Origin of the sequence: Flavobacterium sp. HJJ (assembly GCF_015351475.1) — a bacterium.
Taxonomy (GTDB): Bacteria; Bacteroidota; Bacteroidia; order Flavobacteriales; family Flavobacteriaceae; genus Flavobacterium; species Flavobacterium marginilacus.
The window spans coordinates 1-24,650 of record NZ_JADKPR010000025.1 but is presented as its reverse complement, the minus strand read 5'-3'; the positions used below and the strand labels follow the sequence as shown (position 1 = coordinate 24,650).

Annotated in this window: 24 protein-coding genes; 17 read left to right on the top strand and 7 right to left on the bottom strand. The window is 36.4% G+C overall.

Annotated features, from left to right (window positions below):
- Positions 1-38: 38 nt before the first annotated feature.
- The 9 genes from hemA to IRZ80_RS16980 all read left to right on the top strand — a co-directional run bounded on the left by hemA (position 39) and on the right by IRZ80_RS16980 (position 7,381).
- The gene (hemA, locus tag IRZ80_RS17020) at positions 39-1,295 is read left to right on the top strand and encodes a glutamyl-tRNA reductase (RefSeq protein WP_194642865.1); all 1,257 of its coding nucleotides are present in this window, start codon (positions 39-41) and stop codon (positions 1,293-1,295) included.
- Between the two features lie 158 nt (positions 1,296-1,453).
- Positions 1,454-2,380, top strand: coding sequence for a hydroxymethylbilane synthase (gene hemC, locus IRZ80_RS17015; RefSeq protein ID WP_194642863.1), 927 nt, complete (start codon positions 1,454-1,456; stop codon positions 2,378-2,380).
- Positions 2,381-2,396: 16 nt separating this feature from the next.
- Complete coding sequence (locus IRZ80_RS17010; RefSeq protein ID WP_194642861.1) at positions 2,397-3,050, top strand: uroporphyrinogen-III synthase; 654 nt, start codon at positions 2,397-2,399, stop codon at positions 3,048-3,050.
- 92 nt (positions 3,051-3,142) lie between these two features.
- The gene (gene hemE, locus IRZ80_RS17005) at positions 3,143-4,168 is read left to right on the top strand and encodes a uroporphyrinogen decarboxylase (RefSeq protein ID WP_194642859.1); all 1,026 of its coding nucleotides are present in this window, start codon (positions 3,143-3,145) and stop codon (positions 4,166-4,168) included.
- A gap of 81 nt (positions 4,169-4,249) precedes the next feature.
- Entirely contained in the window at positions 4,250-4,627 is a 378-nt protein-coding gene (locus tag IRZ80_RS17000; RefSeq protein ID WP_194642857.1) for a hypothetical protein, read from the top strand.
- Positions 4,628-4,671: 44 nt separating this feature from the next.
- Entirely contained in the window at positions 4,672-4,977 is a 306-nt protein-coding gene (locus tag IRZ80_RS16995; RefSeq protein ID WP_194642855.1) for a hypothetical protein, read from the top strand.
- Positions 4,978-5,880, top strand: a complete 903-nt coding sequence (gene hemF / locus IRZ80_RS16990) for an oxygen-dependent coproporphyrinogen oxidase (RefSeq protein ID WP_194642853.1) — start codon at positions 4,978-4,980, stop codon at positions 5,878-5,880.
- A 118-nt stretch (positions 5,881-5,998) separates the two neighbouring features.
- Positions 5,999-6,994: a porphobilinogen synthase gene (gene hemB / locus IRZ80_RS16985; protein ID WP_194642851.1), complete on the top strand. Its 996-nt coding sequence runs from the start codon at positions 5,999-6,001 to the stop codon at positions 6,992-6,994.
- Positions 6,995-6,997: 3 nt separating this feature from the next.
- Positions 6,998-7,381, top strand: coding sequence for a c-type cytochrome (locus IRZ80_RS16980; protein WP_194642849.1), 384 nt, complete (start codon positions 6,998-7,000; stop codon positions 7,379-7,381).
- Between the two features lie 211 nt (positions 7,382-7,592).
- Here IRZ80_RS16980 and IRZ80_RS16975 read toward each other — a convergent pair whose 3' ends face one another.
- Both IRZ80_RS16975 and IRZ80_RS16970 read right to left on the bottom strand, forming a co-directional pair.
- Complete coding sequence (locus IRZ80_RS16975) at positions 7,593-8,300, bottom strand: class I SAM-dependent methyltransferase (protein WP_194642848.1); 708 nt, start codon at positions 8,298-8,300, stop codon at positions 7,593-7,595.
- 11 nt (positions 8,301-8,311) lie between these two features.
- On the bottom strand, positions 8,312-8,935 hold the full coding sequence (locus tag IRZ80_RS16970) for a class I SAM-dependent methyltransferase (RefSeq protein WP_194642846.1): 624 nt from the start codon (positions 8,933-8,935) through the stop codon (positions 8,312-8,314).
- Between the two features lie 90 nt (positions 8,936-9,025).
- Between IRZ80_RS16970 and IRZ80_RS16965 the strand changes: the two genes are divergently transcribed.
- The 6 genes from IRZ80_RS16965 to IRZ80_RS16940 all read left to right on the top strand — a co-directional run bounded on the left by IRZ80_RS16965 (position 9,026) and on the right by IRZ80_RS16940 (position 14,883).
- Positions 9,026-9,898 carry a LysR family transcriptional regulator gene (locus tag IRZ80_RS16965; protein ID WP_194642844.1) on the top strand — a complete coding sequence of 291 codons (873 nt, stop codon included), beginning with the start codon at positions 9,026-9,028 and terminating at the stop codon, positions 9,896-9,898.
- Between the two features lie 56 nt (positions 9,899-9,954).
- Complete coding sequence (locus tag IRZ80_RS16960; protein WP_194642842.1) at positions 9,955-10,719, top strand: hypothetical protein; 765 nt, start codon at positions 9,955-9,957, stop codon at positions 10,717-10,719.
- A 33-nt stretch (positions 10,720-10,752) separates the two neighbouring features.
- Positions 10,753-11,223, top strand: a complete 471-nt coding sequence (locus IRZ80_RS16955) for a methylated-DNA--[protein]-cysteine S-methyltransferase (protein WP_194642840.1) — start codon at positions 10,753-10,755, stop codon at positions 11,221-11,223.
- Positions 11,224-11,321: 98 nt separating this feature from the next.
- Positions 11,322-12,035, top strand: a complete 714-nt coding sequence (locus IRZ80_RS16950; protein ID WP_194642838.1) for a 3'-5' exonuclease — start codon at positions 11,322-11,324, stop codon at positions 12,033-12,035.
- Positions 12,036-12,047: 12 nt separating this feature from the next.
- Positions 12,048-13,118 carry a winged helix DNA-binding domain-containing protein gene (locus IRZ80_RS16945; RefSeq protein ID WP_194642836.1) on the top strand — a complete coding sequence of 357 codons (1,071 nt, stop codon included), beginning with the start codon at positions 12,048-12,050 and terminating at the stop codon, positions 13,116-13,118.
- Positions 13,119-13,443: 325 nt separating this feature from the next.
- Entirely contained in the window at positions 13,444-14,883 is a 1,440-nt protein-coding gene (locus tag IRZ80_RS16940; protein WP_194642834.1) for a nucleoside recognition domain-containing protein, read from the top strand.
- Positions 14,884-15,500: 617 nt separating this feature from the next.
- On the opposite strand, the gene IRZ80_RS16935 is transcribed toward IRZ80_RS16940, so the two are convergent.
- The 5 genes from IRZ80_RS16935 to IRZ80_RS16915 form a co-directional block, all read right to left on the bottom strand.
- Complete coding sequence (locus IRZ80_RS16935; RefSeq protein WP_228520940.1) at positions 15,501-17,198, bottom strand: SulP family inorganic anion transporter; 1,698 nt, start codon at positions 17,196-17,198, stop codon at positions 15,501-15,503.
- The gene (locus IRZ80_RS16930; RefSeq protein WP_194642831.1) at positions 17,191-18,162 is read right to left on the bottom strand and encodes a polyphosphate kinase 2 family protein; all 972 of its coding nucleotides are present in this window, start codon (positions 18,160-18,162) and stop codon (positions 17,191-17,193) included. Before IRZ80_RS16930 ends, IRZ80_RS16935 begins: the two co-directional genes overlap by 8 nt.
- Before the next feature lie 391 nt (positions 18,163-18,553).
- The gene (locus IRZ80_RS16925) at positions 18,554-18,964 is read right to left on the bottom strand and encodes a BrxA/BrxB family bacilliredoxin (RefSeq protein WP_194642829.1); all 411 of its coding nucleotides are present in this window, start codon (positions 18,962-18,964) and stop codon (positions 18,554-18,556) included.
- A gap of 138 nt (positions 18,965-19,102) precedes the next feature.
- The gene (locus IRZ80_RS16920; RefSeq protein WP_194642827.1) at positions 19,103-19,567 is read right to left on the bottom strand and encodes a thioredoxin family protein; all 465 of its coding nucleotides are present in this window, start codon (positions 19,565-19,567) and stop codon (positions 19,103-19,105) included.
- Positions 19,568-21,844: a TonB-dependent receptor gene (locus tag IRZ80_RS16915; RefSeq protein WP_194642825.1), complete on the bottom strand. Its 2,277-nt coding sequence runs from the start codon at positions 21,842-21,844 to the stop codon at positions 19,568-19,570.
- A gap of 90 nt (positions 21,845-21,934) precedes the next feature.
- On the opposite strand from IRZ80_RS16915, the gene IRZ80_RS16910 reads away from it, so the two are divergent.
- Together IRZ80_RS16910 and IRZ80_RS16905 are read left to right on the top strand one after the other, a co-directional pair.
- Positions 21,935-23,806 carry an Nramp family divalent metal transporter gene (locus tag IRZ80_RS16910; protein WP_194642823.1) on the top strand — a complete coding sequence of 624 codons (1,872 nt, stop codon included), beginning with the start codon at positions 21,935-21,937 and terminating at the stop codon, positions 23,804-23,806.
- A gap of 46 nt (positions 23,807-23,852) precedes the next feature.
- Entirely contained in the window at positions 23,853-24,506 is a 654-nt protein-coding gene (locus IRZ80_RS16905) for a metal-dependent transcriptional regulator (RefSeq protein WP_194642821.1), read from the top strand.
- The last annotated feature ends 144 nt before the right edge of the window (positions 24,507-24,650 follow it).

The window sequence follows — 24,650 nt, the reverse complement described above, 5'->3', positions numbered from 1 at the left end:
AGTAATAGTTTTGTAATACTTTATATGAAAGTGAATATATGGAAAATCATAACGTTTCGAAGCATCAGTTTTTTTACTCCATCGGATTGAGCTACAAAAAAGCCGATGCAGAAACAAGAGGCAAATTTAGCCTCGATACTGTAGCAAAAACACGTTTGCTGGAACAGGCAAAAAACGAAGGAATCCAGAGTTTGTTCGTGACTTCTACCTGCAACAGAACCGAAATTTACGGGCATGCCGAACACCCTTATCAATTAATCAAATTACTTTGCGAGAACAGCAACGGAACAGTTGAGGATTTTCAAAAAGTAGCGTATGTTTATAAAAGCCAAGAAGCGATTTCGCATTTATTCCGAGTTGGAACCGGTTTGGACAGTCAGATTCTGGGTGATTTTGAAATCATCAGCCAAATCCGAAATGGTTTTGCGGAAGCCAGAGCAATGGGTTTGTCTAATGCTTTTTTGGAACGATTAGTCAATGCGGTAATCCAGTCTAGCAAAAAAATCAAAAATGAAACCGAAATCAGTTCGGGCGCTACTTCGGTGTCTTTTGCTTCGGTTCAGTATATTATCAAAAATGTTCCGGACATTGGAAACAAAAACATTTTACTTTTCGGAACAGGGAAAATCGGAAGAAATACCTGTGAGAATTTAGTAAAACACACCAAAAACGAGCACATTACCTTAATCAACAGAACCAAAGACAAAGCCGAGAAATTGGCCGGAAAACTGAATCTGATTGTTAAGGATTATTCCGAACTGCATATCGAACTTCAAAAAGCGGATGTAGTTGTGGTAGCTACGGGAGCCCAAAACCCGACTATCGACAAAGCCATTCTAAATTTGAAAAAACCGTTACTGATTCTGGATTTATCGATTCCAAAAAACGTTAACGAAAACGTCAAAGATCTTGAAGGCGTGACTTTGATTCACATGGATCATTTGTCGCAGATGACTGACGAGACGTTGGAAAACAGAAAAGCCCATATCCCAGCTGCTGAGGCTATTATTGAAGAAATAAAGGAGGAATTTGTCGCCTGGACAAAGATTAGAAAGTTTGCTCCAACGATTAACGCCCTGAAAGAGAAGCTGAACACAATCAAAAATTCAGAATTGGACTTTCAAAGCAAAAAAATCTCCAACTTCAACGAAGAACAAGCCGAAATCATCAGTTCAAGAATCATCCAAAAAATCACGACCCATTTTGCCAACCATCTTAAAAATGAAGATACTATGGTAGATGAGAGCATCGATTGGATTCAAAAAGTTTTTCAAATAGAAACGGTTACTAAATAGTTTAACCAATTTAATTAAAAAATTGAACCATTAAGATATTAAGAAAATTAAGTTTTGATGGCTAAAAAATGAACCATTAAGGGATTAAGATAAATTAAGTTTGTATTTATAAAAGTAGACTTAATAACCTTAATATCTTAATGGTAAAAAAACAAAAAATGGCTGAAAAAACAATCAGAATTGGAACACGCGATAGTGAATTAGCGCTTTGGCAAGCTCACACAGTAGAAAAAAAACTAAACGATTTAGGGTATAAAACTGAAATCATTGCCGTAAAATCGGAAGGTGATATTATTCTTGACAAACCGCTGTACGAATTGGGAATCACAGGAATTTTCACCAAAACATTAGATATTGCAATGATTAACGGTCAAGTTGATATTGCCGTGCATTCGATGAAAGACGTTCCAACAGCTTTGCCAATCGGAATTGTACAATCGGCAGTTTTGCAAAGAGCCAATACTTTGGATATTTTGGTTCATAAAGGGAATCTTGATTTTCTGGAAACTAGCGGAACTATTGCCACAGGAAGTCTGCGTCGTCAGGCAATGTGGCTTAATAAATATCCCAATCATACTGTAGTTGATTTGCGTGGAAACGTAAATACTAGAATGCAAAAATTAAAAGATAACGACTGGAACGGAGCTGTCTTCGCAGCTGCAGGTCTGGAAAGAATCAACTTAAAACCGACTGATTTTATAGATTTGGATTGGATGATTCCTGCTCCTGCTCAGGGTGCGATGGTAGTTGTGGCTATGGCCAATGATGAATTTGTTCTGGATGCGGTTTCTCAGCTGAATGATGTCGAAACGGAAGTCTGCACACACATTGAAAGACAATTTCTGAAAATTCTTGAAGGTGGCTGTACCGCGCCAATTGGAGCATTGGCAACTTATTCTGAATTAGAAGATACTTTTACTTTTAAAGGAATTTTATTGTCTATTGATGGAAAACAGAAGTTGGAAATCGAAAAAACAGTAGATGTCAGCGAATGGAAAAAATTAGGTTTCAATTGTGCCAAAGAGATTTTGGATAATGGCGGAGCCAAATTGATGGAAACCATAAAAGCAACTTTGAAAAAATAATTCGGTTTCCCAAATTATGAAAATACTATCAACCAAAATACTTGCCGATTATCAAAAGAAGCCTCTAACTGATGCGGGTTTTGAGCTAATTGAAAATGATTTTATTACTGTCAAAACCAAATCTTTTGATTTAAAAAACATAAATGAAAGTTTGATTTTCAGCAGTCAAAATGCAGTAGAAAGCATTTTACAGCATCCTGATTTAGAAAAATTAAAAGCTAAAAAAGTGTATTGTGTTGGTTTGAAAACCAAAAATTTACTGACTGATAATGGTTTTGAAGTTGTAGCTTATACGGGTTACGCTTCTGATTTAGCCGAAATCATCACTTTGATTTACAAATCAGAAACTTTTACTTTTTTTAGCGGAAACCTTCGAAAAGACACATTGCCAAATGCGTTGAAAGAAGCTGAAGTAGTTTTTAACGAAATCAACGTTTACGAAACGACTTTAACACCTCATAAAATAAAAAATTCTGTAGATGCTATTTTGTTTTTCAGTCCTTCAGGAATTGAGAGTTTTCTAAAAGAGAATATAATCAAAAAAGAAATGTGCTTTTGCATCGGCGAAACCACCGCATCAGCATTGGAGAATAAAACAAAAAACATCATCATCGCAGACCAGCCAACTATAGAAAATGTGATTGAGGATGTGATCGAAGAATATAAATAGCAATACGCTTTTGGTAATAAGCCATAAGCAAGAAAATTAGACAAACAAAAAATGCTTAAAGCCTAATGCTTAAAGCCTAACGCAAGAAAACAATGATTAAGAACGACCTATTTTTAAAAGCATTAAAAGGAGAAACAGTACAACGCCCGCCGGTTTGGATGATGCGTCAGGCTGGAAGATATTTGCCAGAGTTTAGAGCTTTGCGCGACAAATATGATTTTTTCACCCGTTGTGAAACTCCTGAATTGGCTGCCGAAATCACAGTACAGCCTATCCGAATAATTGGTCCAGATGCTGCAATATTGTTTTCGGATATTTTGGTTGTGCCAAGAGCGATGGGAATTCACGTAGAATTGAAAGACAATTTGGGTCCAATTATTCCAAATCCAATTCGCACGATGGAACAAGTTAATCAAGTTTATGTTCCAGATGTAAATGAAACTTTGGGTTATGTTTTTGATGCGGTTAAATTGACCAAAGAAATGCTGAATGATGAGGTGCCTTTGATTGGTTTCGCAGGTTCGCCTTGGACAATTTTCTGTTATGCTGTTGAAGGAAAAGGTTCAAAAAGTTTTGATACCGCCAAAGGATTCTGTTTTTCAAACCCAGTAGCAGCGCATACTTTATTGCAAAAAATCACGGATACCACTATTTTATATTTAAAGGAAAAAGTAAAATCAGGAGTAAATGCCGTTCAGATTTTTGATTCTTGGGGAGGAATGCTTTCTCCGGTTGATTATCAGGAATTCTCTTGGAAATATATTAACCAGATCGTTGATGCTTTGGCTGAAGTGACTCCAGTTATTGTTTTCGGAAAAGGATGCTGGTTTGCCCTAAACGATATGGGAAAAAGTAAAGCTTCGGCACTTGGTGTAGATTGGACATGTTCAGCTAGAAATGCCCGTTATTTATCAGGTGGCAATATTACTTTACAAGGTAATTTTGATCCGTCAAGATTGCTTTCGCCAATTCCGACTATCAAGAAAATGGTACACGAAATGATTAACGAATTCGGAAAAGACAAATACATCGTAAACCTTGGCCATGGAATTTTACCAAATATTCCTGTAGATCATGCCAAAGCGTTTATTGATGCGGTGAAGGAATACGGTCAATAGTTGACGGTTGTTAGTTGATAGTTGTTGGGAATCTCATTACGACTATCAACTAACAACTAATAACCAACAACCAATAAAAAAATGTTAAACAAAGGCTTAAGAGACAAAGAAAGTACCCGCATTGACAATGTGCTAAAAAAACTAATGTCATTGGTTTATGTGCCTAAGTTTTGGAATTTGGAAGACTTACTTTATCTCGAAAATGACTTGAAAGACTTGGCGATGAATATTGAAAGTCTCAAGAATTTTAAGGAAGAAGAATTGGTTGTTCACTTACAGCGCCTTAATCTGGATTGGAATCAGTTGGAATTATTTGCTGATTTTTTGGTGGCGTTTTCCAAAGACAATCAATTTGATTTTTCACAAAAAGCAATTGCCATTTACAATTATATCCAACAGGAAAGCAAGACCTTTTCGGTTGGAATTTTTAATAAAATTATTGCTTCGAAATTAAATTAAAAATTAACTAGATTTATAATTATAAACTAAAAAAGGGAAACTTTATGAGAAAATTTGTTGTTTTTTTCGTTATTCTTCCTTTGTTGATAGCTTGTGAAGGAAATAGAGTAGGCACGGGAATTATTATAGATAAAACAACGAATAAACCTGTTGATAGTGTAAAATATTTTCATATTGAAAGAGATCCATACATTTTATATACCGATTCAACAGGAAAGTATTATGTAGAAGGACCTTTTGGTGGATGTATGCGAGATTGTTTGGATTTTGAGGCAGAATTTTCTAAGAAAGGATATAAAACTATTAAACTCATAAATCCTGATGGGGATATTTATTTAGAGCAAGAATAAATGAAAAACAAATTTTATCAATACATACAAAACCTTCAAGACCAAATTGTAACAGGATTAGAAGCTGTTGATGGTCAGGCCAAATTCAAAGAAGACCTTTGGGAACGCCCGGAAGGCGGAGGAGGAAGAACCCGCGTGATTGAAAACGGAGCCGTTTTCGAAAAAGGCGGTGTAAATATCTCAGCTGTTCATGGTAAATTACCAGACAGTATGCAAAAATTATTCAACGTAGGCGAAGCCGATTTTTTTGCCTGTGGACTGAGTTTGGTTTTGCATCCAAAAAACCCTATGGTGTCAACGGTTCATGCGAACTGGCGATATTTCGAAATGTATGATGATAACGGAAATGTAATCCAGCAATGGTTTGGCGGCGGACAGGATTTAACGCCCTATTATCTGTTTGAAGAAGATGCAAAACACTTTCATCAAACGTGTAAAACTGCTTGCGACAAACACAATCCGGAGTTTTATCCAAAATACAAAAAGCAATGCGATGTTTATTTTTGGAATGCACATCGCAACGAAGCCAGAGGAATTGGAGGTTTATTCTTTGATTATTGCAAAGCTACTGACGAAATGAGTATGGAAAATTGGTTTAACTTTGTAACTGAAGTTGGTAATAGTTTCTTAGAAGCTTACATTCCGATAGTAGAAAGAAGAAAAAATTTACCATATTCACCAGAACAAAAAACCTGGCAGGAAATCCGAAGAGGCCGATATGTAGAGTTCAATTTGGTGCACGACAAAGGCACATTATTCGGCTTAAAAACCAACGGAAGAATTGAAAGTATTTTAATGTCTTTACCCCCTCATGTGCAGTGGGTGTACGATCATCATCCGGAAGCGGAAAGCGTAGAAGAAAAATTAATTAAGGTATTAGAATCACCAGTTAATTGGGTTTAGATTTAAGAATGAAGATTAACGATTTTTGATTTAAGATATAAATCCAAAGCACAAATAATTTTCTTCAATCTAAAATAAATCTAAAATCATAAATCAACAATCTAAAATCACAAATCATATGTTCCCATTACACAGAGGCAGAAGATTACGCGTAAACGAATCAATCCGTTCATTAGTTCGTGAAACCACATTAAGCCCATCCGATTTTATGTTCCCGATGTTCATTGCCGAAGGCGAAAACGTAAAGGTTGAAATACCGTCAATGCCAGGAATTTTTCGACGTTCGATAGATTTGACGGTGGAAGAAGTAAAAGAATTATTTACTTTGGGTATTCGTGCAGTCAATATTTACGTAAAAGTAAGCGAAGATTTAAAAGACAACACAGGTAAAGAAGCCTGGAATCCAAACGGATTGATGCAACAGGCAATTCGTGCGATCAAAACGGCTTGTCCGGAAATGATTGTAATGCCAGATGTGGCTTTAGATCCATATTCTATTTACGGTCACGACGGAATCATTAGCAATGGCGATGTCGAAAATGATGCTACGAACGATGCTCTGGTAAGAATGGCCGTTTCGCACGCCCAAGCCGGAGCCGATTTTGTAGCTCCTTCCGATATGATGGACGGACGCGTATTACGCTTGCGTGAAGGATTAGATAAGGCAGGTTTCTACAATGTTGGAATTATGAGTTACTCGGCTAAGTATGCATCTGCATTTTACGGGCCTTTCCGTGATGCATTGGATAGTGCGCCTAGGGAAGCTGATGTTGTGGTTCCAAAAGACAAAAAAACGTACCAAATGGACTATGCGAACCGAATCGAAGCTGTCAAAGAAGCGCTTTGGGATGTTGAAGAAGGTGCTGATATGGTTATGGTAAAACCTGGAATCGCTTATTTGGATATCGTTCGTGAAGTTAAAAACGCCGTGAATGTTCCAGTAACGGTTTTTCACGTATCGGGCGAATATGCAATGATCAAAGCCGCCGCCGAAAGAGGATGGCTGGATAATGACAAAATCATGATGGAGCAGTTAATGTGTATCAAAAGAGCAGGAGCAAGCTTGATTTCGACTTATTTTGCCAAGGAAGCTGCCATCCTTTTAAACAAATAAAAAATGAAGAAATTAGTATTCTTATTATCCTTTTTGACTTTTCTTTCTTGTAAAAAAGAAAGTCAGGAACCTTTTGGAAAACCTACAGAAACAACAACAGAAGTTAAATCTCCCGAAGCATTAGGAAAAGAAATTTTCGAAGGGAAAGGAAATTGTATCTCTTGCCATCAAGTGGGTCAAAAAGTGATTGGGCCAAGTATTCAGGACATTGCCAAAATCTACAAAGACAAAAACGGCAATCTTGTCAATTTTCTAAAAGGTGAAAGTGAAGCTATCGTTGACCCTGCTCAATTTCCTGTTATGCAGGCTAATTTGGCAATTACCAAAAATTTTACTGATGAAGAATTAAAAGCGGTTGAAGCTTATATCAATTCGAATCTAAAATAATTTCAACCTGAGTTTTTTGGATGATCAGGAGCTAATCCAGCTGTCCACTATATCTTATGGCGAACCCCGCATAAAAGGCAATTGTGAAAACAATTGAACCATCTTGGCTAGTGAATACCAAAATAACAAAACCATCCCTGAAAATGAGATGGTTTTGTGTTTTTTAACATTCGCGCGCTTATGACTGATTAGTCACTTAATGTTTGAAAGTCTATTTAATCCCTCCAAAAGCCCCAAAACAGGCATTTTTATGCAAAATTTCTACGCTTGAAAAACCGACTTTCTTCATTAATTCCAATTGATAGGTCATTGATCTTGGTGTATCTTCAATCTCAATGTAATCAAAGACTTTTTGCTGGTATTCCTGACCTCCGTGCTGTGTCAAATAATCAGCATATCTTTCCCACACCATTTGGTTTACTCCTTCATGATCCTGAACTAACAAATCTGAAATCATCAGACAGCCTCCAGGCGATAAACTGTTGTATAATTTCTGGAAAACAAACTCCCAATCGGAGTCTTCTCTTAAATGATGCAGAACGGCTCCAGCCAAAATGATATCAAAATGGTTTCTTGGCAATTCTATATCTCGGATATCGCCTTGTATTGTTTCTACTTTCCCCGTTGTTGCTGCTAAAACACGTTCCTGTGCCTTGTCTAACATATTTTGGCTTAAATCAATCAAAACAGAGTTCAAATTGGGTATTTTCGAAAGCATTTTCAAAGTATAATTCCCTGCTCCGCATCCAATATCAAGAACATTTACTGCTTTTGGCTTTATTGCTTTTGACGCTGAGGTTAAAAGTTCCAATGATATTTGGGCATCCATTGTTGCCACCTGGCCTGTTTCTAAATTTGCAAAACGTTCGACATCGTTGTCAAATCGCTTCTTGATTTCATTTACTGTTGATTTTTTCATAGCTGTAAGTTTTACTTTTTTCGTCCCACAAATCGTATTACCGATCCTTTTCCATTGTGAAATTCTCCCTCGTTAAGTTCAATTTCTATTTCTGTCAATTCTTCAAAATCATAATCTGGAAAATCAGACTGTATTTCTTCGATGGAGAATAGCGATTCAATATCTTTTGGACCGCCAACTTTCGCATCTTTTTGAACATATTCCAGATGTTTTTTGCTGAAAGCTTCAAAAATTACAACACCCTCTTTTCGCAGATACGTATCCAAAATCCTGTGATATTGTGATTTAATGTTCGCAGGAAAATGAGCATAAATAAGAGCTATTGCATCAAATTGACCTGTTTCATAATTCATTGTCTCTAATTCGCCAATTTCATAACTGATTTTTACATTATTGGAATCGGCAAGTTGTAATGCTTTCCTTTTTCCCTCCGAACTGATGTCGAATGCAAAAACGTTCCAGCCTTTTTTGGCTGCATACACAGCATTGCGCCCTTCTCCTTCAGCTGGAAAAAGAATGGTTCCGGATTTTAGTTTATCTAATTCATTTTTCAGGTATTTATTAGGTTCCTTTCCGTATGCAAACTGTTCGCTGCTGTATCTTTCGTTCCATCGGTCTTTCCAAATTTCTTCCATGATTGTTTTCTTTTGTTTTACAAACCTATTATTTTTATATATGACTTAAAAATACTTATTTTGTCAATAATTAATACTTAATAGGTATTTATGAAACTCCGTCATATTAAATATTTCCTGAAACTAGCCGAAGAACTCAGTTTTGTTCGGGCTGCCGAAAAATTATTTATTTCACAGCCGCCGTTGAGCCGGCAGATCAAGGAATTGGAAACCGAAATCGGCGCGCAGCTCTTTGAGCGAAATAACAAACGGGTCATTCTCACCGAAGCTGGTAAATTCTATGAAAAAGAAATGAGCGGAGTATTGAAAAACATAGAACGCATCAATATTCAAACCAAAAGAATAAGCGAGAATCAAAGCGGTGAGTTTCGGATTGCCTATGTGAGCTCCACTTTCTCGGGAGATATTTCTAAGCTGCTGCAGTTTTTGTCCGAAAAATATCCTTTTGTCAATTTTCGGTTATATGAAGTGCCAACGGTTAAGCAGATTGCAGCTCTGGAAGACGGGAAAATTGACTTGGGAATCATTCGGGCACCTCTTTATTCGTCCAAAATTGACTCTCAATTGTGGTTTAAGGACAGTTTTTCTATTGTTTTTAACCGCAATAAATACAGTATTACCGCTGAGGAGGAACTCGAAAAGCTGAAAGAAGCGACTTTTGTGTTTTTTAATAAAGATTACGCGCCGTACTTTTATGATGTTTTACTGCAGATTTGTGCGCAATATGGTTTTGAACCAAAAGTGGTGCATGAATCCAATAATATTTCGTCGATCATCCAGTTAGTCAAAAATGGTTTGGGCATTTCGATTGTGCCTACAAATGTGGTTAAAAATTATAATGATCCTGATTTAGGTTTTGTAGAACTCAAGAAAATTAACCTTTTCACCGATATTTTATTGGCAACACCTAAAAATCAAAATTCAGAAATAGGTCAAAGGGCAATTGCTTTTTTATTGACATAAAATTTATCTACATTTATGCCTAAATCAAATTTAAAGTTGCAAAAAATATTAAAATAATGAAAAAAAGTAACCTACTACTTATTATAATATTTGTGACTTTCAATTATGGGTATAGTCAAGAAATTAATTTGGATACGATACGAATAACTAATCAGATTAAAGTTTCCAAAAAAATTTCTAAAGACTACATAAAGAATGTTGTTGATAGCGAAGAAATAATTCAGTATAATTATCAAAACAAACAACTTACTTCAATAATAACAACTTCACCAGCTGGTGATGTGATTGAAAAAGAAACAGTTAAATATCAAGATAACAAATTGAATGAGATTCATTATGAATATTTTAAATATAAAGATATTGAAGCTTCAGCGTTTACATTTAGTTTTGAATATACTAATGACTTAATTACAAAATTAATAGAGACTGAAAACGGCATACAAACGGAGGAACATTACACTTATAATAAATTAAATCAGCTTAAAGAAGTCCGAATTGTAAAAGATAAAAAAGTATTAGAAACGAGAAAATGTAAGTATAACAAAAAAGGGCATTTGGTTAAAGTAATCTATATTGTAAACAATTATTCTTATAGTGATAGTTATAAATCCTATGATACCAAAAAAAATAGCTATGAATTAATTTTTCCTAAACCCTACTTAAAATTAATAAATTCGGAACGAAACAATGTTTTAGAAGAAAATATAAAAGGTGATAATTTTACCTATGATTACGAATATAATTCTGATGACTATCCTGTAAAAATAATTGAAAAAAAGGATAACGAAATAGTAAATATTACCACAATCGAATATCAGTAAAGGAATTATTTAAAATAAATACGATTTTAATTTATGCAAATTGTCACCATAAAAACTCCTTTAGGAATTGCTAAAATTATAGGCAATGAAAATGGTATTTCTGAAATTTCTGTTTTGGATGAAGGAGCAGTTTCTTCAACAATTCCTAAAGTTTTACAAGAAGCTGTTACTCAACTCAACGATTATTTCGAAGGCAAAAGAATAGATTTCGACTTTAAACTCAATCCAAAAGGAACCGAATTCCAACAAAAAGTATGGAAAGCCTTATTGGAAATTCCATACGGAAAAACCAGAACGTATCTGGAACAATCCAAAATTTTAGGAGACGTAAAAGCGATTCGTGCCGTGGCTTCCGCAAATGGAAAAAACCCGCTCTGGATTGTAGTCCCATGTCACAGGGTAATTGGAACTGACGGTTCGCTTACAGGTTATGCAGGTGGATTATGGCGAAAAAAATGGCTTTTGGAGCACGAAAATCCAACTACTCAACAAAGTTTATTTTAGGTTAGACTTTTAGATTATAAGATAATTAGACTATCTTAGATTTTTACTATTGCAGATTTTAGTCTACAAATCTAAGTTGTCTAATGAAAGTCTAAAAAATGATCGAAAAAATTAATCTCAACAACATCCTTTTTCTAGATATCGAAACTGTACCGGAAACTGAAAATTTCAATACTTTGGATTCCGAAATGCAGGTTTTGTACGAACAAAAAACCCAATACCAGCGAAAAGATGATTTTACTGCAGAAGAATTCTATGACCGAGCTGGAATCTGGGCTGAGTTTGGAAAGATTATCTGTATCTCTGTTGGTTTTTTTGTTATTAAAGGGGATATCCGGAATTTCAGGGTAACTTCTTTTTTTGGCGATGAGCCGAAACTTTTGAAAGACTTCAATAACCTGCTGAATAATCACTTCAACGGACCACAGCATATTTTGTGCGGTCATAATGCCAAAGAATTTGATATTCCGTTTCTGGCACGCCGAATGATCATCAATCAGATTCCAATTCCCGATAAGCTGAATTTATTTGGCAAAAAGCCTTGGGAGATTCCGCATTTAGATACTTTGGAATTGTGGAAATTTGGCGATTACAAACATTTTACGTCTTTAAAATTAATGTGTAAAGTCCTCGGAATTCCTTCTCCCAAAGGTGATATCGACGGCAGTCAGGTAGGGCATGTTTTTTATGTTGAAAAAGACATTGACCGAATAGTCACTTACTGCGAAAAGGACACAATTGCTGTCGCACAGATCTTTCTCCGCCTTCGAAGAGAAGATTTATTGATCGAAGAGGAAATTATTCACGTGTAATTTTTGTTTTAAATGACCCATCACGAAATTGCAAATTATCGGCTTGCTTCTCAAAATCTTTTAAAAACAAATGACAAGTCAGCTCAGGATATAGTACGTCATTTAGGTGCAGTACAGGCGCAGGATTATGCTATGGCAAAATGGGCAGTTGGTTCTAGAGGCAGCGCGACTGAAAAAGAAGTTGAAGAAGCGGTTAATTCAGGTAAAATTATACGGACACACATTCTTCGTCCAACGTGGCATTTTGTTTCTGCTGATGATATTTACTGGATGCTCGATATTTCAGGACCAGTGGTTAAACGTCTTTTTGCTTCGATGGCCAGACAGCACGGTTATGATGATAAGAAACTGGATCAGGTTAACTCGGCTATCGAAAAACTTTTGGCTGGAAATAATCATCTAACTCGGGATGAAATCATGCAGGAGCTTAATATTCAAAAGGCTTCGGGTGACTTATCTCCCGTTATTATTATGATGAATGCAGAACTGGATGGTTTGGTTTGTAACGGCAGGATGAAAGGCAAAAAAATCACCTATGCACTGCTTGAAGAACGCGTTCCAAAACCCAAATCAGCTTTGACCAAAGAAGAGGCGTTAGCTAAATTAGCAAAGCGGTATTTTGAAAGCCACGGACCGGCGACTCTGCTTGATTTTTCGTGGTGGTCTGGTTTTTCGAAGACTGTTGCAAAGCTGGCGATTAATTTAATTGAATCAGAACTGAATTCGGTTGAAATAGATAATCAGAAATACTGGTTTGGAATAAATATGCCGAATGCGGATAACTTTCGTGAGAGCGTACATTTTCTGCCGGCTTTTGATGAGATTTTGATTTCGTACAAAAATAGGGAAGCTTCCATACCATTGGAACATCAATCAAAAGCATTTACGAACAATGGCATTTTTAAACCTATTATTCTCGAAAACGGAAAAGTCATTGGAGACTGGAAACGAACCTTCAAAAAAGATCATGTAAAAATCGAAACACAGTTTTTTTCTCCGATTGATGACACTAATAAAGCAATTCTTTTTGAAGCGGTAAAACCTTTTGAAGATTATCTGGAAACCAAAATTAGTATTGAATAAATTGATTCCGCTCTTTAAGAGAAGGTAAAAATTACTAATGTCACTATTTTCCAAAAAAGATATATTCTAACTCAAAGTACTGTGTTTTCTAGAAAAATTATTTTGACTGAGCGGTCAGTTTTTAATTTTAGCAGTTTTTTATCTAAATCCATCTTCATTTATGAAGAGTTTAATAGACAATAAGATTTAAAAAATAATATCAATGACAAAATTCAATGACAGTTTCAATAATTGAGTTTTATTATTGATTTTTGCAATTGTCATTGCCATTGATTTTGCCTTTCTCATTGCGATTGATTTATTATATTTACAAAAAATATAAATTATGGTATTAAGCAGATTCTGGTTAGTTATTTTTATTTCATCGATTGTCTTTATTGTTGTCAGTCTGTTTACTGCCAATACGTATACCATAGATTATGTTTTGAACGGAAAAAAAGACGATCCTGTTTTAATTTCTGAAAAATATATTGAACAGGTTCCTGCTTTTATCAGAGACAGTATCAAGAAAGCAACGGATCAGACGATGATTATCAATCGTGATACGCTGAATGCTGATACGACTTATGTTTATAAAAACAAAACCGTAAAAATCTTCAGCGGAGTTCAAAAATCAGACGGTCTACTGCCAACGTGTAAGAGTACTTTACTTGATCTAATTTTGCCGCTTATTGCTTATCTGGCCTTCTTCTGCGGACTGATGGAACTTTTAATTATTTCCGGCGCTTCCGGGAAACTGGCAAAATTATTGAGTCCAGTGTTTGTAAAAGTGTTTCCTAGTATCCCAAAAGATCATCCGTCTATTTCGTATATGACATTGAACTTTGCTGCTAATTTCTTGGGATTGGACTCCGCCGCAACGCCTTTTGGACTAAAGGCGATGGAAAGCCTGCAGGAAATAAATCCCGAAAAAGATCGTGCGAGCGATGCACAGATTATGTTTATGTGTCTCCACGCTTCAGGATTGACATTAATTGCGACTTCAATCATTGGTTATCGCGCGGCAGCAAATGCCACGAACCCAGCCGATGTGATGTTGCCTTGCATTATCACTTCGTTTATTGGTACGATTGCCGCATTCCTTATTGTTGGAATCAGACAGAAAATAAATTTCAAAAGTGCTTCTCTGGTTGTGGTACTGATGGGATTAATCGCTGCAATTGTTGGTTTGCTGATGTATGTAAACCACTTGGATTTAATCGGGAAAAATTACTTTACCTCTAATCTTTCGGCTTTAATCTTAGTGGGAATTATTGCTTTTACTTTGGTATTTTCATTTATAAAAGAGAAGAAATTTACAGAAGCGAAAACCACCGTTTTTGAAGCTTTTGTTTCAGGAGCAAATAATGGGATTAAAACCGGAGTTACTATTTTTCCTTATGTTTTAGGAATGCTGGTAGCGATTTCATTGTTTAGAAACAGCGGTTTATTTGAAATTATCAGTGATTGGATTGCTTTTGCTTTTTCGAATATGGGCGTAAGCAAAGAAATCACCGATGCCCTGCCGGTAGCTTTGCTCAGACCATTTAGTTCAGCAGGTTCAAGAGGATTTCTGATTGATTCGATGAATACTTTTGGCGCCGATTCCATGACTGGCAGATTAAGCAGTATTTTTCAGTGCAGTGCCGAAAGTACTTTTTATGTAATTGCCGTTTATTTTGGTTCGGTAAATATCAAAAATACCCGTTACGCTTTGGGTACAATGCTTCTGGTGGATGTGGTTTGTGTGATTACGGCTATTTTTGTCGCCAGCTGGTTTTTTTGATTAAAAATAATGGAATATTTATAAATACATTTTCTTTGGAATATTAATTTATTTTTCATTCTTTTGAACGCTTTACAAATCTTTAATAAAATTAAAAAATGTCAAAATACACAAAATACATCGCTATAGGCTTACTTATCTTATTCTTAGTTACTAGTTTATTAAGTTAAATTTTCTGTTATTATTAAAAAAACAAAAGCTACAGGTTGAACATAACCTGTAGCTTTTTTGCTTTATAACATTTTAAAGACGTTAATTTTTTTAGGAGCAGAAACATTAGGTACTTTTATAAACATTCCTCCCGCTTTCCATTGCAATCTTTTGTAGAGACGGGTTTGAAACCCGTCTCTACAAAAGGATTTCCACTTCGATCGGGGCTATAAATCAGCATTTGTGCTTTTTAGAAGAATCCAGAATAACCGTTGAAACATTAATTTTCATTATTCAAACAATGTAGATTATGCCTAACAATTCTCTGTGCTGTATTATTGTTTATGACTATCATTAACTAATACCTAACAGATCGAATTAGCCACTGATTACAAAGATTTTTTAAAAAAATAGTAATGAAATCTGTGAGAATCTTTGTAATCAGCGGCGAAAAAAAGAACATGGTATTATTTGCGGACAGTCAAATTATTGTTTTGTATAGCAACAACTACCAAATCATCCACCGAAACTGAACGGCTGATGTGTCCCAAAAGCTCTTCTAGGCCCTCAGCGCGAAGACTGTCGCGGACTTCGGCGCGTGCTTCGGCAATTTTTAGTGAAATATCCATGGTTTTCAAATCCATAAAGAGATTCTTTAAGAATCGGGCTCCCGAAATATCAATGCGGGGAGAAGAATTGAGATCTAAAATTACCGTTTTTAAGTTACTGGCTTCACTGTAGATTTTTTCCCAAATACATTCCTTGATGTATTCGGTATTAAAATAGAATATTGATGATTCCACCCTTACAATCAGTATTCCTTCGAGGTTTTCATTGTCAGGATGCCTTTCAATATCAGTGTAGCGTTTAGTGCCGGGAATTCTGCCAAGAAAAGCTACTGTTGGTTTTGAAGTTGCTTTTATCAGCAGCAGTAAAGTTACTATGGCTGCAAGCAGAACGCCCGTCAGGATTCCCCAAATAAGCACACCAATAAACGCAATCATCGCTACGCCAAATTCCTGTTTGTTTATTCGGTAAAGATGCTGTATTTCTTTAAAATCAAAAAGGCCTCTAATAGCCGCCAATACGATAGATGCTAAAATCACCGTTGGCAAATTTTGAAGATAACCTGTTAAAAACAACAGACAGAACGCAATTGTTATTGAAGCAAATACCAGTGACAAAGGAGTTCTGGCACCAGCAGTATCATTTACTGCCGACTGTGATAATCCGCCGGCAACAGGATATCCCTGTCCAAAGGCAACAGCTGCATTAGCAATTCCAAGTGCCAGTAACTCCTGACGGGGATCGATGACATATCCGTTTTTTTGTGCCAATGTTCTCGCTGCCGAAACACTTTCGATATAAGACAATAAAAAGCAGGCCATAGCGAGAGGCAGTACACCATCGACATCTTTGATTTGAAGTGTAGGCACATTAAATTCCGGCAGACCCGTGGGGATGGCACCAACAGTATTAAATCCATGAATTCCTAATGTCGTAGTCGAAATAAGTATTATCGATAAAATGACTATCAGAATTGCTACAGGACGGCCTGGAGCCATTTTTTCGCCAAGAATAAGAATGATAATTGCAGCTATTCCAAAAATAAAGACAGCAGTATTCATGTACGGCAATTGGCTGAAAAGAGTGACTATTCGGTCAATAAAATTATCACCACCGCCTTTTACACCAAATAATTTTGGGAGCTGTGTCAGACCTATGGTTATGGCTGCTCCGGCTTTGAAACCAACCAAAACAGTTTCGCTTATGAAATTGATGATACCGCTCAGCCGCAGTAGATATGCGGCTATTGCCATTACTGCAAATACGAGCGCGGTGAGCGAAGCAATATCAGCCCATCGCTGGATATCTCCGTGTGCCATCTTGGCTATGGTTGTGCCAATCAATAATGAAATTGCCGATGTTGGCCCAATAGCAAGCTGTCTGCTGGTTCCCAGCAGGGCATAAAATAAACCGCCAATAAGGTAACCATAAATTCCATATTGCGGAGGCAGTCCCGCGAGTGTGGCATAGGCAAGTGACACAGGAATACCATACGCGGCAAGCGTGATTCCAGAAATAAAATCGCTTTTTAGAATTTTGGCATTATATTCTTTAATCCAGACCGCCGGAGGAAAAAGTTTAGAGGCTATACTAGTCATTCTCGTCCAATAATGCTTGCTTAACGGCATTCAATTCGGCTATTTTTTCTGCACTAACTTTTGGGTATTCCAAATCCATTTCTTCCAGTGCTGTGATAATTGCCGATGCTATTGCAATACGGGCATAGGATTTGTTGTCGGCAGGGATTACATACCATGGAGATTTTTTAGTGGAAGTGTTTTTTATCAGTTCCTGATAAGCGTGCATATAATCGTCCCAATAGCCTCTTTCTTTGGCATCGGAGGTACTGAATTTCCAATTTTTGTCCGGATCGTCTACTCGTTCTATAAATCTTTTTTTCTGTTCTTTTTTGGAAACATTCAGAAAAAATTTTAGAACTATTGTTCCGTTTCTGGTCAGGTATTTTTCGAAGTTTCGAATGTCATGGAAGCGTTCGTCCCAAATATCTTTGGTGACCAGTTTTTCGGGGATTTTTTGGCTTTTCAAAATTTGTTCATGTACGCGCACTACAAGTACTTCCTCATAATACGAACGGTTGAATATCCCGATGCGGCCTCGTTCCGGCAAATGTTTTTGGCACCGCCATAAAAAATCATGATCCAAATCCTCGGAACTCGGCGCTTTAAAAGAAAAAACCTGACATCCCTGCGGATTCACCCCAGACATTACATGCTTGATGGCCCCGTCTTTGCCCGCGGCATCCATTGCCTGAAAAACAAGAAGCAAAGACCATTTATCTTGGGCATACAGCACTTCCTGCATGGCTGCCAAGGCATCAACTCCCATTTGCAGGGTTTGGTTTACCAATGGTTTTCCTTCTTCTCCCAGATTGAAACTGGCTTTGGTTTCATAATCTTTTAATTTGAAATTGTCACCATCGCCTACACAATACTGCTTGGAGAATTTTTTTGCCCGCTGTATTAATTCTTTTTTACTCAAAGAGTTAAAGTCAATTAGATTTTCTTCAAAGTCATTAGGTTCTTTTTTATTCGATTTTGACATAATCCCGAAATTTAATATTACTGAAAAGGCTGTTAGTTGTCTGTAAAAAGAAAAGAATCTTTTTTGTACCAAAAAATTTAATGAATTATTAATGAACTAATTTAATGAAAAAATAATTACAGGTATTGTTTTTAATAATGAATTACTCCGAGGCAGAGCCTTAAGAAATTCAACTGATTAATTGCGATTTGTCAATAGTGCTTTTAATCTGCGATAATTTTTTGTATGCTGGGTAATCAAAGGGCAGCTGCGAACACTTTGTATTAATTCTAAAAAGTGATTATAAGAAACTGTATTTGGAAACTCATTTTGCATAGTCCTGATAGGTATGGAAACGAAAAAAAAAATCCAGCAATTGCCGGATTTTTTAAATAGTATAATTTATTTATGCTTAGCAGAATTCGTTGAAAGCATCTTTTAAGTTTTCTGCAATAGTTTCTGCAGGACGTCCTTCAATATGGTGACGCTCCAGCATGTGAACCAATTCACCATTTTTGAACAAAGCAATACTTGGAGATGATGGAGGAAAAGGGAACATGTGCTCTCTTGCGGCATTTACTGCATCTTTATCAACACCAGCAAAAACGGTGATTAAATGATCTGGTTTTTTTGAGCCTTCTAAACTCATAATTGCTCCCGGACGTGCATTTCTTGCTGCACAGCCACAAACAGAATTTACTACTACAAATGTGGTGCCTTCTGATTTAATTGCATTATTAACTTCGTCAGCACTATGTAAATCTTGAAAACCAGCAGTTGTCAATTCAGCCTGCATTGGTCTTACCATTTCTTCTGGATACATATTTTTTATTTTAAGTTTAACTTTTAGAACTGCAAAGTTACAAAGTTTCAAATCAAGATAGGGGTTTGAATTATAAAGTTTTGTTATAGTTTTATAAGATGTTTTGTGCTGATTTTGAGAACTTTTTTTAAAAAGGAATTATTTGGTCTTTTCCAGAATAGCGACTAATTCTTTGGTATTCAAAAAAGAGTGCTTTTGAAATACAACGGAATAATCATCCTGCAGAATAGTAAACGCTGGATAAACTACTTGGGAATCAATTTCGGCCAAGGCAGTGGCGAGTTCGTGAATTCCAGTATTCGGACCTTTTGGCTTGAATTTGAAAGTATGATTATTGAATTGAATATCATTCCTGCTTTCGGCATCCAACGAAATGAAATAGAAATTTGAGTTTAAAAGCTGAATGATTTCGGGGTTCTTGAAAGTGGAGTTTTCCATCATTCTGCAGTAATTACACCAAGAGGTATGAATGAAAACTACAATTGGTTTGGGTTTTTCCTTGGATAATTTTTCGATTTCTTCGAAAGTATGGATTTTCAACTGGGCAAAACCAGATGGCATTGTACAGAAGAAAATTAATAATATGTAAAGTACTTTTTTCATTTAAAACAAATTATAACGAAGCCCAAAGAAACCTCTGATTCCTTGATTCGAGCCGTAAACATAAGTAGTGTCGAATGTTAAACCATAGGGATTATTGGGAGTTACCAATACTTTTCCGTTAGAATCGTATTGTACATTTTTATCAAAGGGATCTTCTGTTCTGGAAATCAGGAACGGATTATTTTGCTTAGGAGTAAAGTTAAGCAGGTTTTTGATTCCGGCGTACAACTCAAAATTTTTCCATCCGGCATAGGTAAACTGTATGTTTTGTAAGCTGTACCAAGGAGAGTCAGGGCTTCTGGGATCAGTGTCGCTTAATAATGGCAGTTTCATTGGGCTGTAACAGTTTCCGGTGTAATCAATGGAGAGCTTTATCGGATTAATTTTGTACGAAATGCTCCAGGTTGCCGTGAAATTTTCGGTCAAATAAGGCCTTGTTTTGATTCCGTTTTCTACATTGGAAACATCCATATACGTTGCGCCTAAAATGAATTTCAATCCGTTGGTAAAATTGATGTCCGCATTACAGCTGATTCCCTGGCTCAATGCATATCCGTCAATATTATGGTAAATGATTTTGTTTGGATCGGTTTCATAATCCGATACAATTTTGTTGCTGAAACGGGTGTAAAAGGCGGTGGTTTCAATCCCTAAAAATGTTCCGTTTGGAAAGTATATTTTTTTGATGTAATTCAAATTGGCATTAACAGATTTTTCCGGATCTAAATCTTCGGTAATTACCACCTCGCGTGATCCTGTGAGGGCGGCGTGATCTTCGGTAAATAAATTGACTACTCTAAAACCGGTTCCGGCATTGAAACGCACAATATTGTTATCATTAATCTTTAATTTATAAGCAAAGCGCGGGGTAAAAATGTTTCCATGAATGGAGTTGTAATCGTATCGTATGCCAAGCAGTATTTTGTGTTTCTCGCTGAAAGAGATTTCATCCTGAAGAAAAATCCCTGGAAGCCATGTTTTTTCGGGATTGTTTTCACTTAAAATTGCTGTCGCCGCTGTGTTGTCATCATAATAAGTATAACGTGAAGCGATTCCGGCAAGTAAATCACTATTTTGGATTTTCTTGTCCCAAGTCAGCTGCAGAAAACCAATTTTTTGATTCGCAATATAGGAAGTCGTTCCATAACGGCTGTCCTGAAAATGCATCGTTCCCGAAAAGGAAAGCATTAGTTTTTCGGTTGCAGGTAATTGATAACTTCCTAAAAGTTCGCCTCGTTTGGTGTAAATGCTTTCGCCGTAAATTTCATCACCGCCGCGGTATTTTTTCTCCCAGCGGACATCGCCTCCCCAGCGGTCTTCATACATTCCTCGGACAGCAACAGTAAATAATCTGTTCTGCGTACGGCTAAAATTCCATTTGTTAAAAACCGAAATTCTATTCTGTGCTGTTACATCGGTAAATCCATCGTTATCATTGTCAATAGTCTGTCCGTAATTGTAATAATTGATTCCTAACAGGGATGAGGTTTTTTCTTTAATATTAAATTTCATTCCTAAATCGGCATTAGTTTCCAGCCAAGCCGTTGTAAATACATCGGCAGAAAACTGCGGAGCATTATTTGGGTTTTTGGTAATAATGTTGATCAATCCGCCCACGGCTTCACTTCCATACAGAGAAGAAGCTGGACCTTTTACGATTTCGATTCTTTCGACCAATGAATTTGGAATTCCTGATAATCCATAAACTGTGGACAAACTGCTGACAATAGGCATTCCATCAATCATTACCGATGTATAAGGGCCTTCCAGTCCGTTGATGTGGATGTCACCCGTATTGCAGACGCCGCAGTTGAGCTGTGGCCGGACTCCGTTTACATTCTGCAGGGCTTCATAAATACTTGGAGTTGGGTTTTTCTTGAAGAAAACTGGAGTGAATACTTCGACAGGAACTGCGCTTTCGAGTCTTTTTATGGGTTTTAAAGTTCCTGAAACTACGACTTCGTTGAGTTCGTTTTCATCTGGGTGCAGCTGAAAATCAAGCTGAACTGGTTCCTGCATTTTGATGGACAAGTTTCTTCTCTGTGTTTTATATCCAGTGGCAGTTACTTGTATTTTATAATCACCTTTTGGAATATTTTGAAAGGTATAAATGCCTTGATTGTCTGTTTCTGTTGAGTATTGAGTTCCGTTTATTTCGATGAGAGCTTTTTCAATTGGATTGGTTTTATGCATTATCACTCCTGTTATTAATATTTTTTCCTGTGAATAGGAAGAAGAGAGTATAAGTGTTGTGATGAATAAAAATATTTTTTTCATTTTGTTAAAATTAAATTTTAGACAAAGCTAAAAAAATAATTTTATTGGTGTAAAGTTATTTTTATATATTTGTTTATTAAAAGATTAAAAATGTCCAAGTCTCTTGAAGAAGTACACCAATCGGTGTCAACCCAGAATAAAAAAACAGTTTTCAAAAAAATATTGGCCTTTTTTGGTCCGGCCTATTTAGTAAGCGTTGGATACATGGACCCCGGTAACTGGGCGACCGATATTGCTGGCGGAAGCCAGTTTGGATATTCCTTATTGTGGGTTTTACTGATGAGTAATTTAATGGCATTGCTTTTGCAAAGTTTAAGTGCACGTCTCGGAATTGTAACTCAGCGCGATTTGGCACAAGCCTCCAGGGAAACTTATTCTCCTTTTATCAACTATATACTTTATTTTTTGGCTGAAATTGCCATTGCAGCCTGTGATCTGGCAGAAGTTTTGGGGATGGCGATCGGGATTAATTTATTATTTGGGATTCCGCTGATAGAAGCAGTATTGATTACAGTTCTGGATACTTTTCTGCTGCTTTTTCTGATCAATAAAGGAATACGGAAAATGGAAGCTTTTATCATTGCATTGGTAATGATTATAGGATTGTCATTTATATTCGAAATGGTATTTGCCCAGCCCGAAATAGATAAGGTGCTTTATGGATTGATTCCTTCGCTGCCAAATGAATCGGCGCTTTATATTGCAATTGGTATTATTGGAGCAACGGTAATGCCTCATAATCTGTATCTGCATTCGTCATTGGTACAGACCCGAAAATTCAGCCGTACCGATGCAGGAATCAAGCAGGCCTTGAAATACAATTTCATTGATTCTACTATCGCTTTGAATCTGGCATTTTTTGTAAATGCAGCTATTTTAATTTTGGCTGCAGCCACTTTTTACAAACATGGAATGCATGAAGTTGCCGAAATTCAGGATGCTTATCGTTTTCTGCAGCCTTTGCTGGGAACAAAATGGGCACCTGTTTTGTTTGCCGTTGCCTTGATTGCTGCCGGGCAGAGTTCTACGGTAACAGGAACATTGGCTGGACAGATTGTTATGGAAGGCTATCTTAATTTAAGAATCCAGCCTTGGGTGCGCCGTATTTTGACCCGTTTGATTGCGATTGTGCCCGCGGTAGTGGTTATTTTGATTTATGGTGAAAGCGTTACAGGAAAACTTTTGGTGCTGAGTCAGGTTATTTTGAGTCTTCAGCTGGGCTTTGCGATTATACCGCTGATTCATTTTGTGAGTGATAAGTCCAAAATGAAGGGATTTCATATTGGTAAACTGACTCAAATCACAGCTTGGTTAATTGCAGTGATAATTGTTTCGCTTAATGCCAAATTGGTTTTTTCTGAAATTCAAGGCTGGCTGGAAACCTCAGATAATCCGGCTGTTCTTTGGTTTACTGTTGTTCCTTTGGCTTTTAGCTTTTTGATTTTATTGCTTTATATTGTCATAAAGCCTTTCTTTTCTAAAGCTAGACTGAATATCGAAAATCATTCACCACATAATATGAATTTGAAATTTGAAGAATTTCCAGTTCAGGATAATAAGAATATAGCTATTACCGTTGACTTTTCTTTTGCCGATGAAAATGCGCTTAACTATGCTTTCAAGATGGGTGGCAAAGATGCAAAATATACTTTGATTCATGTGGTTGAATCGGTTGGGGCGATGATGTACGGCAAACAGATTGACGATCATGAAACGACCATAGACGAAACCTTACTGCTAGAATACAAATCTATGTTCCGCGAAAAAGGTTTTCAGGTAAAAACGCTGTTAGGTTTTGGGAAACCAACCAAAGTTATTCCGAAGCTTGTTAATAAAGGAACTTTTGATATTTTGATTATGGGTACTCATGGACATACAGGGGTGAAGGATTTGCTTTTTGGAACCACTGTTGACCGTTTGAGACATAAAATAGTAATACCTTTGCTGATTGTAAAAAAATAAAAAGAATTAAGATTTTGGAATAATAATTTTTAAATCATCAATCAAAATGACTTTCTCCGAAGAAAATTACTTAAAATCAATATACCATCTTACCGCTAATTTTGATAGTGAAGTAAGTACCAATGCCATTGCTGAAATGATGGAAACCAAAGCCTCTTCAGTAACAGATATGCTTAAGAAACTGGCCGAAAAAGATTTGGTGAATTATAAAAAATACCAAGGAGTTTCATTAACCGAAAATGGAAAGCTTGCGGCCAAAATGATTGTGCGGAAACATCGTTTATGGGAAGTTTTTTTGGTTGAAAAGCTAAATTTTTCCTGGGATGAAGTGCATGACATAGCTGAACAGCTAGAACATATTAAATCAGAACAGCTCATTAATAAGCTTGATGATTTTCTGGGAAATCCAACAGAAGATCCGCACGGTGACCCAATCCCTGATGCACAGGGAAGAATTATAGCCATTGAAAAACAACTGTTGTCTGAATTATTGTCTAATCAAACAGGGATATGTGTAGGGGTAAAGGACAATTCCTCTGATTTCTTGAAATATCTCGACAAACAGCAGATAGGATTAGGAACTAAAATTGAAGTTCTTGCCAAGGAAACCTTTGATTTATCATTGAAAATTAAAATCAATGATACCGAACTGGTGATTTCGAATAAAATAGCAAGCAATCTCTTTGTAAAAATGCTTTAGATTTAAAATTCTCCTTTTCCGAATTTATAATTTAGTAAAGGAACTAGTTTAAACTTAAAGCTGAATTCTCTCTTTGTTTTATTTGGATTAAAAACTTGATATTCAGTATTTAATTGTTTTGTCAATACAAAAAGACAAATTTTA

Bases quoted from the DNA above. Each gene is read 5' to 3' on its own strand.
- IRZ80_RS16915 (WP_194642825.1), bottom strand. From the start codon at position 21,844: ATGAAAAAAATATTTTTATTCATCACAACACTTATACTCTCTTCTTCC.
- IRZ80_RS16935 (WP_228520940.1), bottom strand. From the start codon at position 17,198: ATGACTAGTATAGCCTCTAAACTTTTTCCTCCGGCGGTCTGGATTAAA.
- IRZ80_RS16920 (WP_194642827.1), bottom strand. From the start codon at position 19,567: ATGAAAAAAGTACTTTACATATTATTAATTTTCTTCTGTACAATGCCA.
- hemB (WP_194642851.1), top strand. From the start codon at position 5,999: ATGTTCCCATTACACAGAGGCAGAAGATTACGCGTAAACGAATCAATC.
- IRZ80_RS16925 (WP_194642829.1), bottom strand. From the start codon at position 18,964: ATGTATCCAGAAGAAATGGTAAGACCAATGCAGGCTGAATTGACAACT.
- IRZ80_RS17000 (WP_194642857.1), top strand. From the start codon at position 4,250: ATGTTAAACAAAGGCTTAAGAGACAAAGAAAGTACCCGCATTGACAAT.
- IRZ80_RS16950 (WP_194642838.1), top strand. From the start codon at position 11,322: ATGATCGAAAAAATTAATCTCAACAACATCCTTTTTCTAGATATCGAA.
- IRZ80_RS16945 (WP_194642836.1), top strand. From the start codon at position 12,048: ATGACCCATCACGAAATTGCAAATTATCGGCTTGCTTCTCAAAATCTT.
- hemA (WP_194642865.1), top strand. From the start codon at position 39: ATGGAAAATCATAACGTTTCGAAGCATCAGTTTTTTTACTCCATCGGA.
- hemE (WP_194642859.1), top strand. From the start codon at position 3,143: ATGATTAAGAACGACCTATTTTTAAAAGCATTAAAAGGAGAAACAGTA.
- IRZ80_RS16995 (WP_194642855.1), top strand. From the start codon at position 4,672: ATGAGAAAATTTGTTGTTTTTTTCGTTATTCTTCCTTTGTTGATAGCT.
- IRZ80_RS16910 (WP_194642823.1), top strand. From the start codon at position 21,935: ATGTCCAAGTCTCTTGAAGAAGTACACCAATCGGTGTCAACCCAGAAT.
- IRZ80_RS16980 (WP_194642849.1), top strand. From the start codon at position 6,998: ATGAAGAAATTAGTATTCTTATTATCCTTTTTGACTTTTCTTTCTTGT.
- hemF (WP_194642853.1), top strand. From the start codon at position 4,978: ATGAAAAACAAATTTTATCAATACATACAAAACCTTCAAGACCAAATT.
- IRZ80_RS16930 (WP_194642831.1), bottom strand. From the start codon at position 18,162: ATGTCAAAATCGAATAAAAAAGAACCTAATGACTTTGAAGAAAATCTA.
- IRZ80_RS16960 (WP_194642842.1), top strand. From the start codon at position 9,955: ATGAAAAAAAGTAACCTACTACTTATTATAATATTTGTGACTTTCAAT.
- IRZ80_RS17010 (WP_194642861.1), top strand. From the start codon at position 2,397: ATGAAAATACTATCAACCAAAATACTTGCCGATTATCAAAAGAAGCCT.
- IRZ80_RS16955 (WP_194642840.1), top strand. From the start codon at position 10,753: ATGCAAATTGTCACCATAAAAACTCCTTTAGGAATTGCTAAAATTATA.
- hemC (WP_194642863.1), top strand. From the start codon at position 1,454: ATGGCTGAAAAAACAATCAGAATTGGAACACGCGATAGTGAATTAGCG.
- IRZ80_RS16905 (WP_194642821.1), top strand. From the start codon at position 23,853: ATGACTTTCTCCGAAGAAAATTACTTAAAATCAATATACCATCTTACC.
- IRZ80_RS16975 (WP_194642848.1), bottom strand. From the start codon at position 8,300: ATGAAAAAATCAACAGTAAATGAAATCAAGAAGCGATTTGACAACGAT.
- IRZ80_RS16965 (WP_194642844.1), top strand. From the start codon at position 9,026: ATGAAACTCCGTCATATTAAATATTTCCTGAAACTAGCCGAAGAACTC.
- IRZ80_RS16970 (WP_194642846.1), bottom strand. From the start codon at position 8,935: ATGGAAGAAATTTGGAAAGACCGATGGAACGAAAGATACAGCAGCGAA.
- IRZ80_RS16940 (WP_194642834.1), top strand. From the start codon at position 13,444: ATGGTATTAAGCAGATTCTGGTTAGTTATTTTTATTTCATCGATTGTC.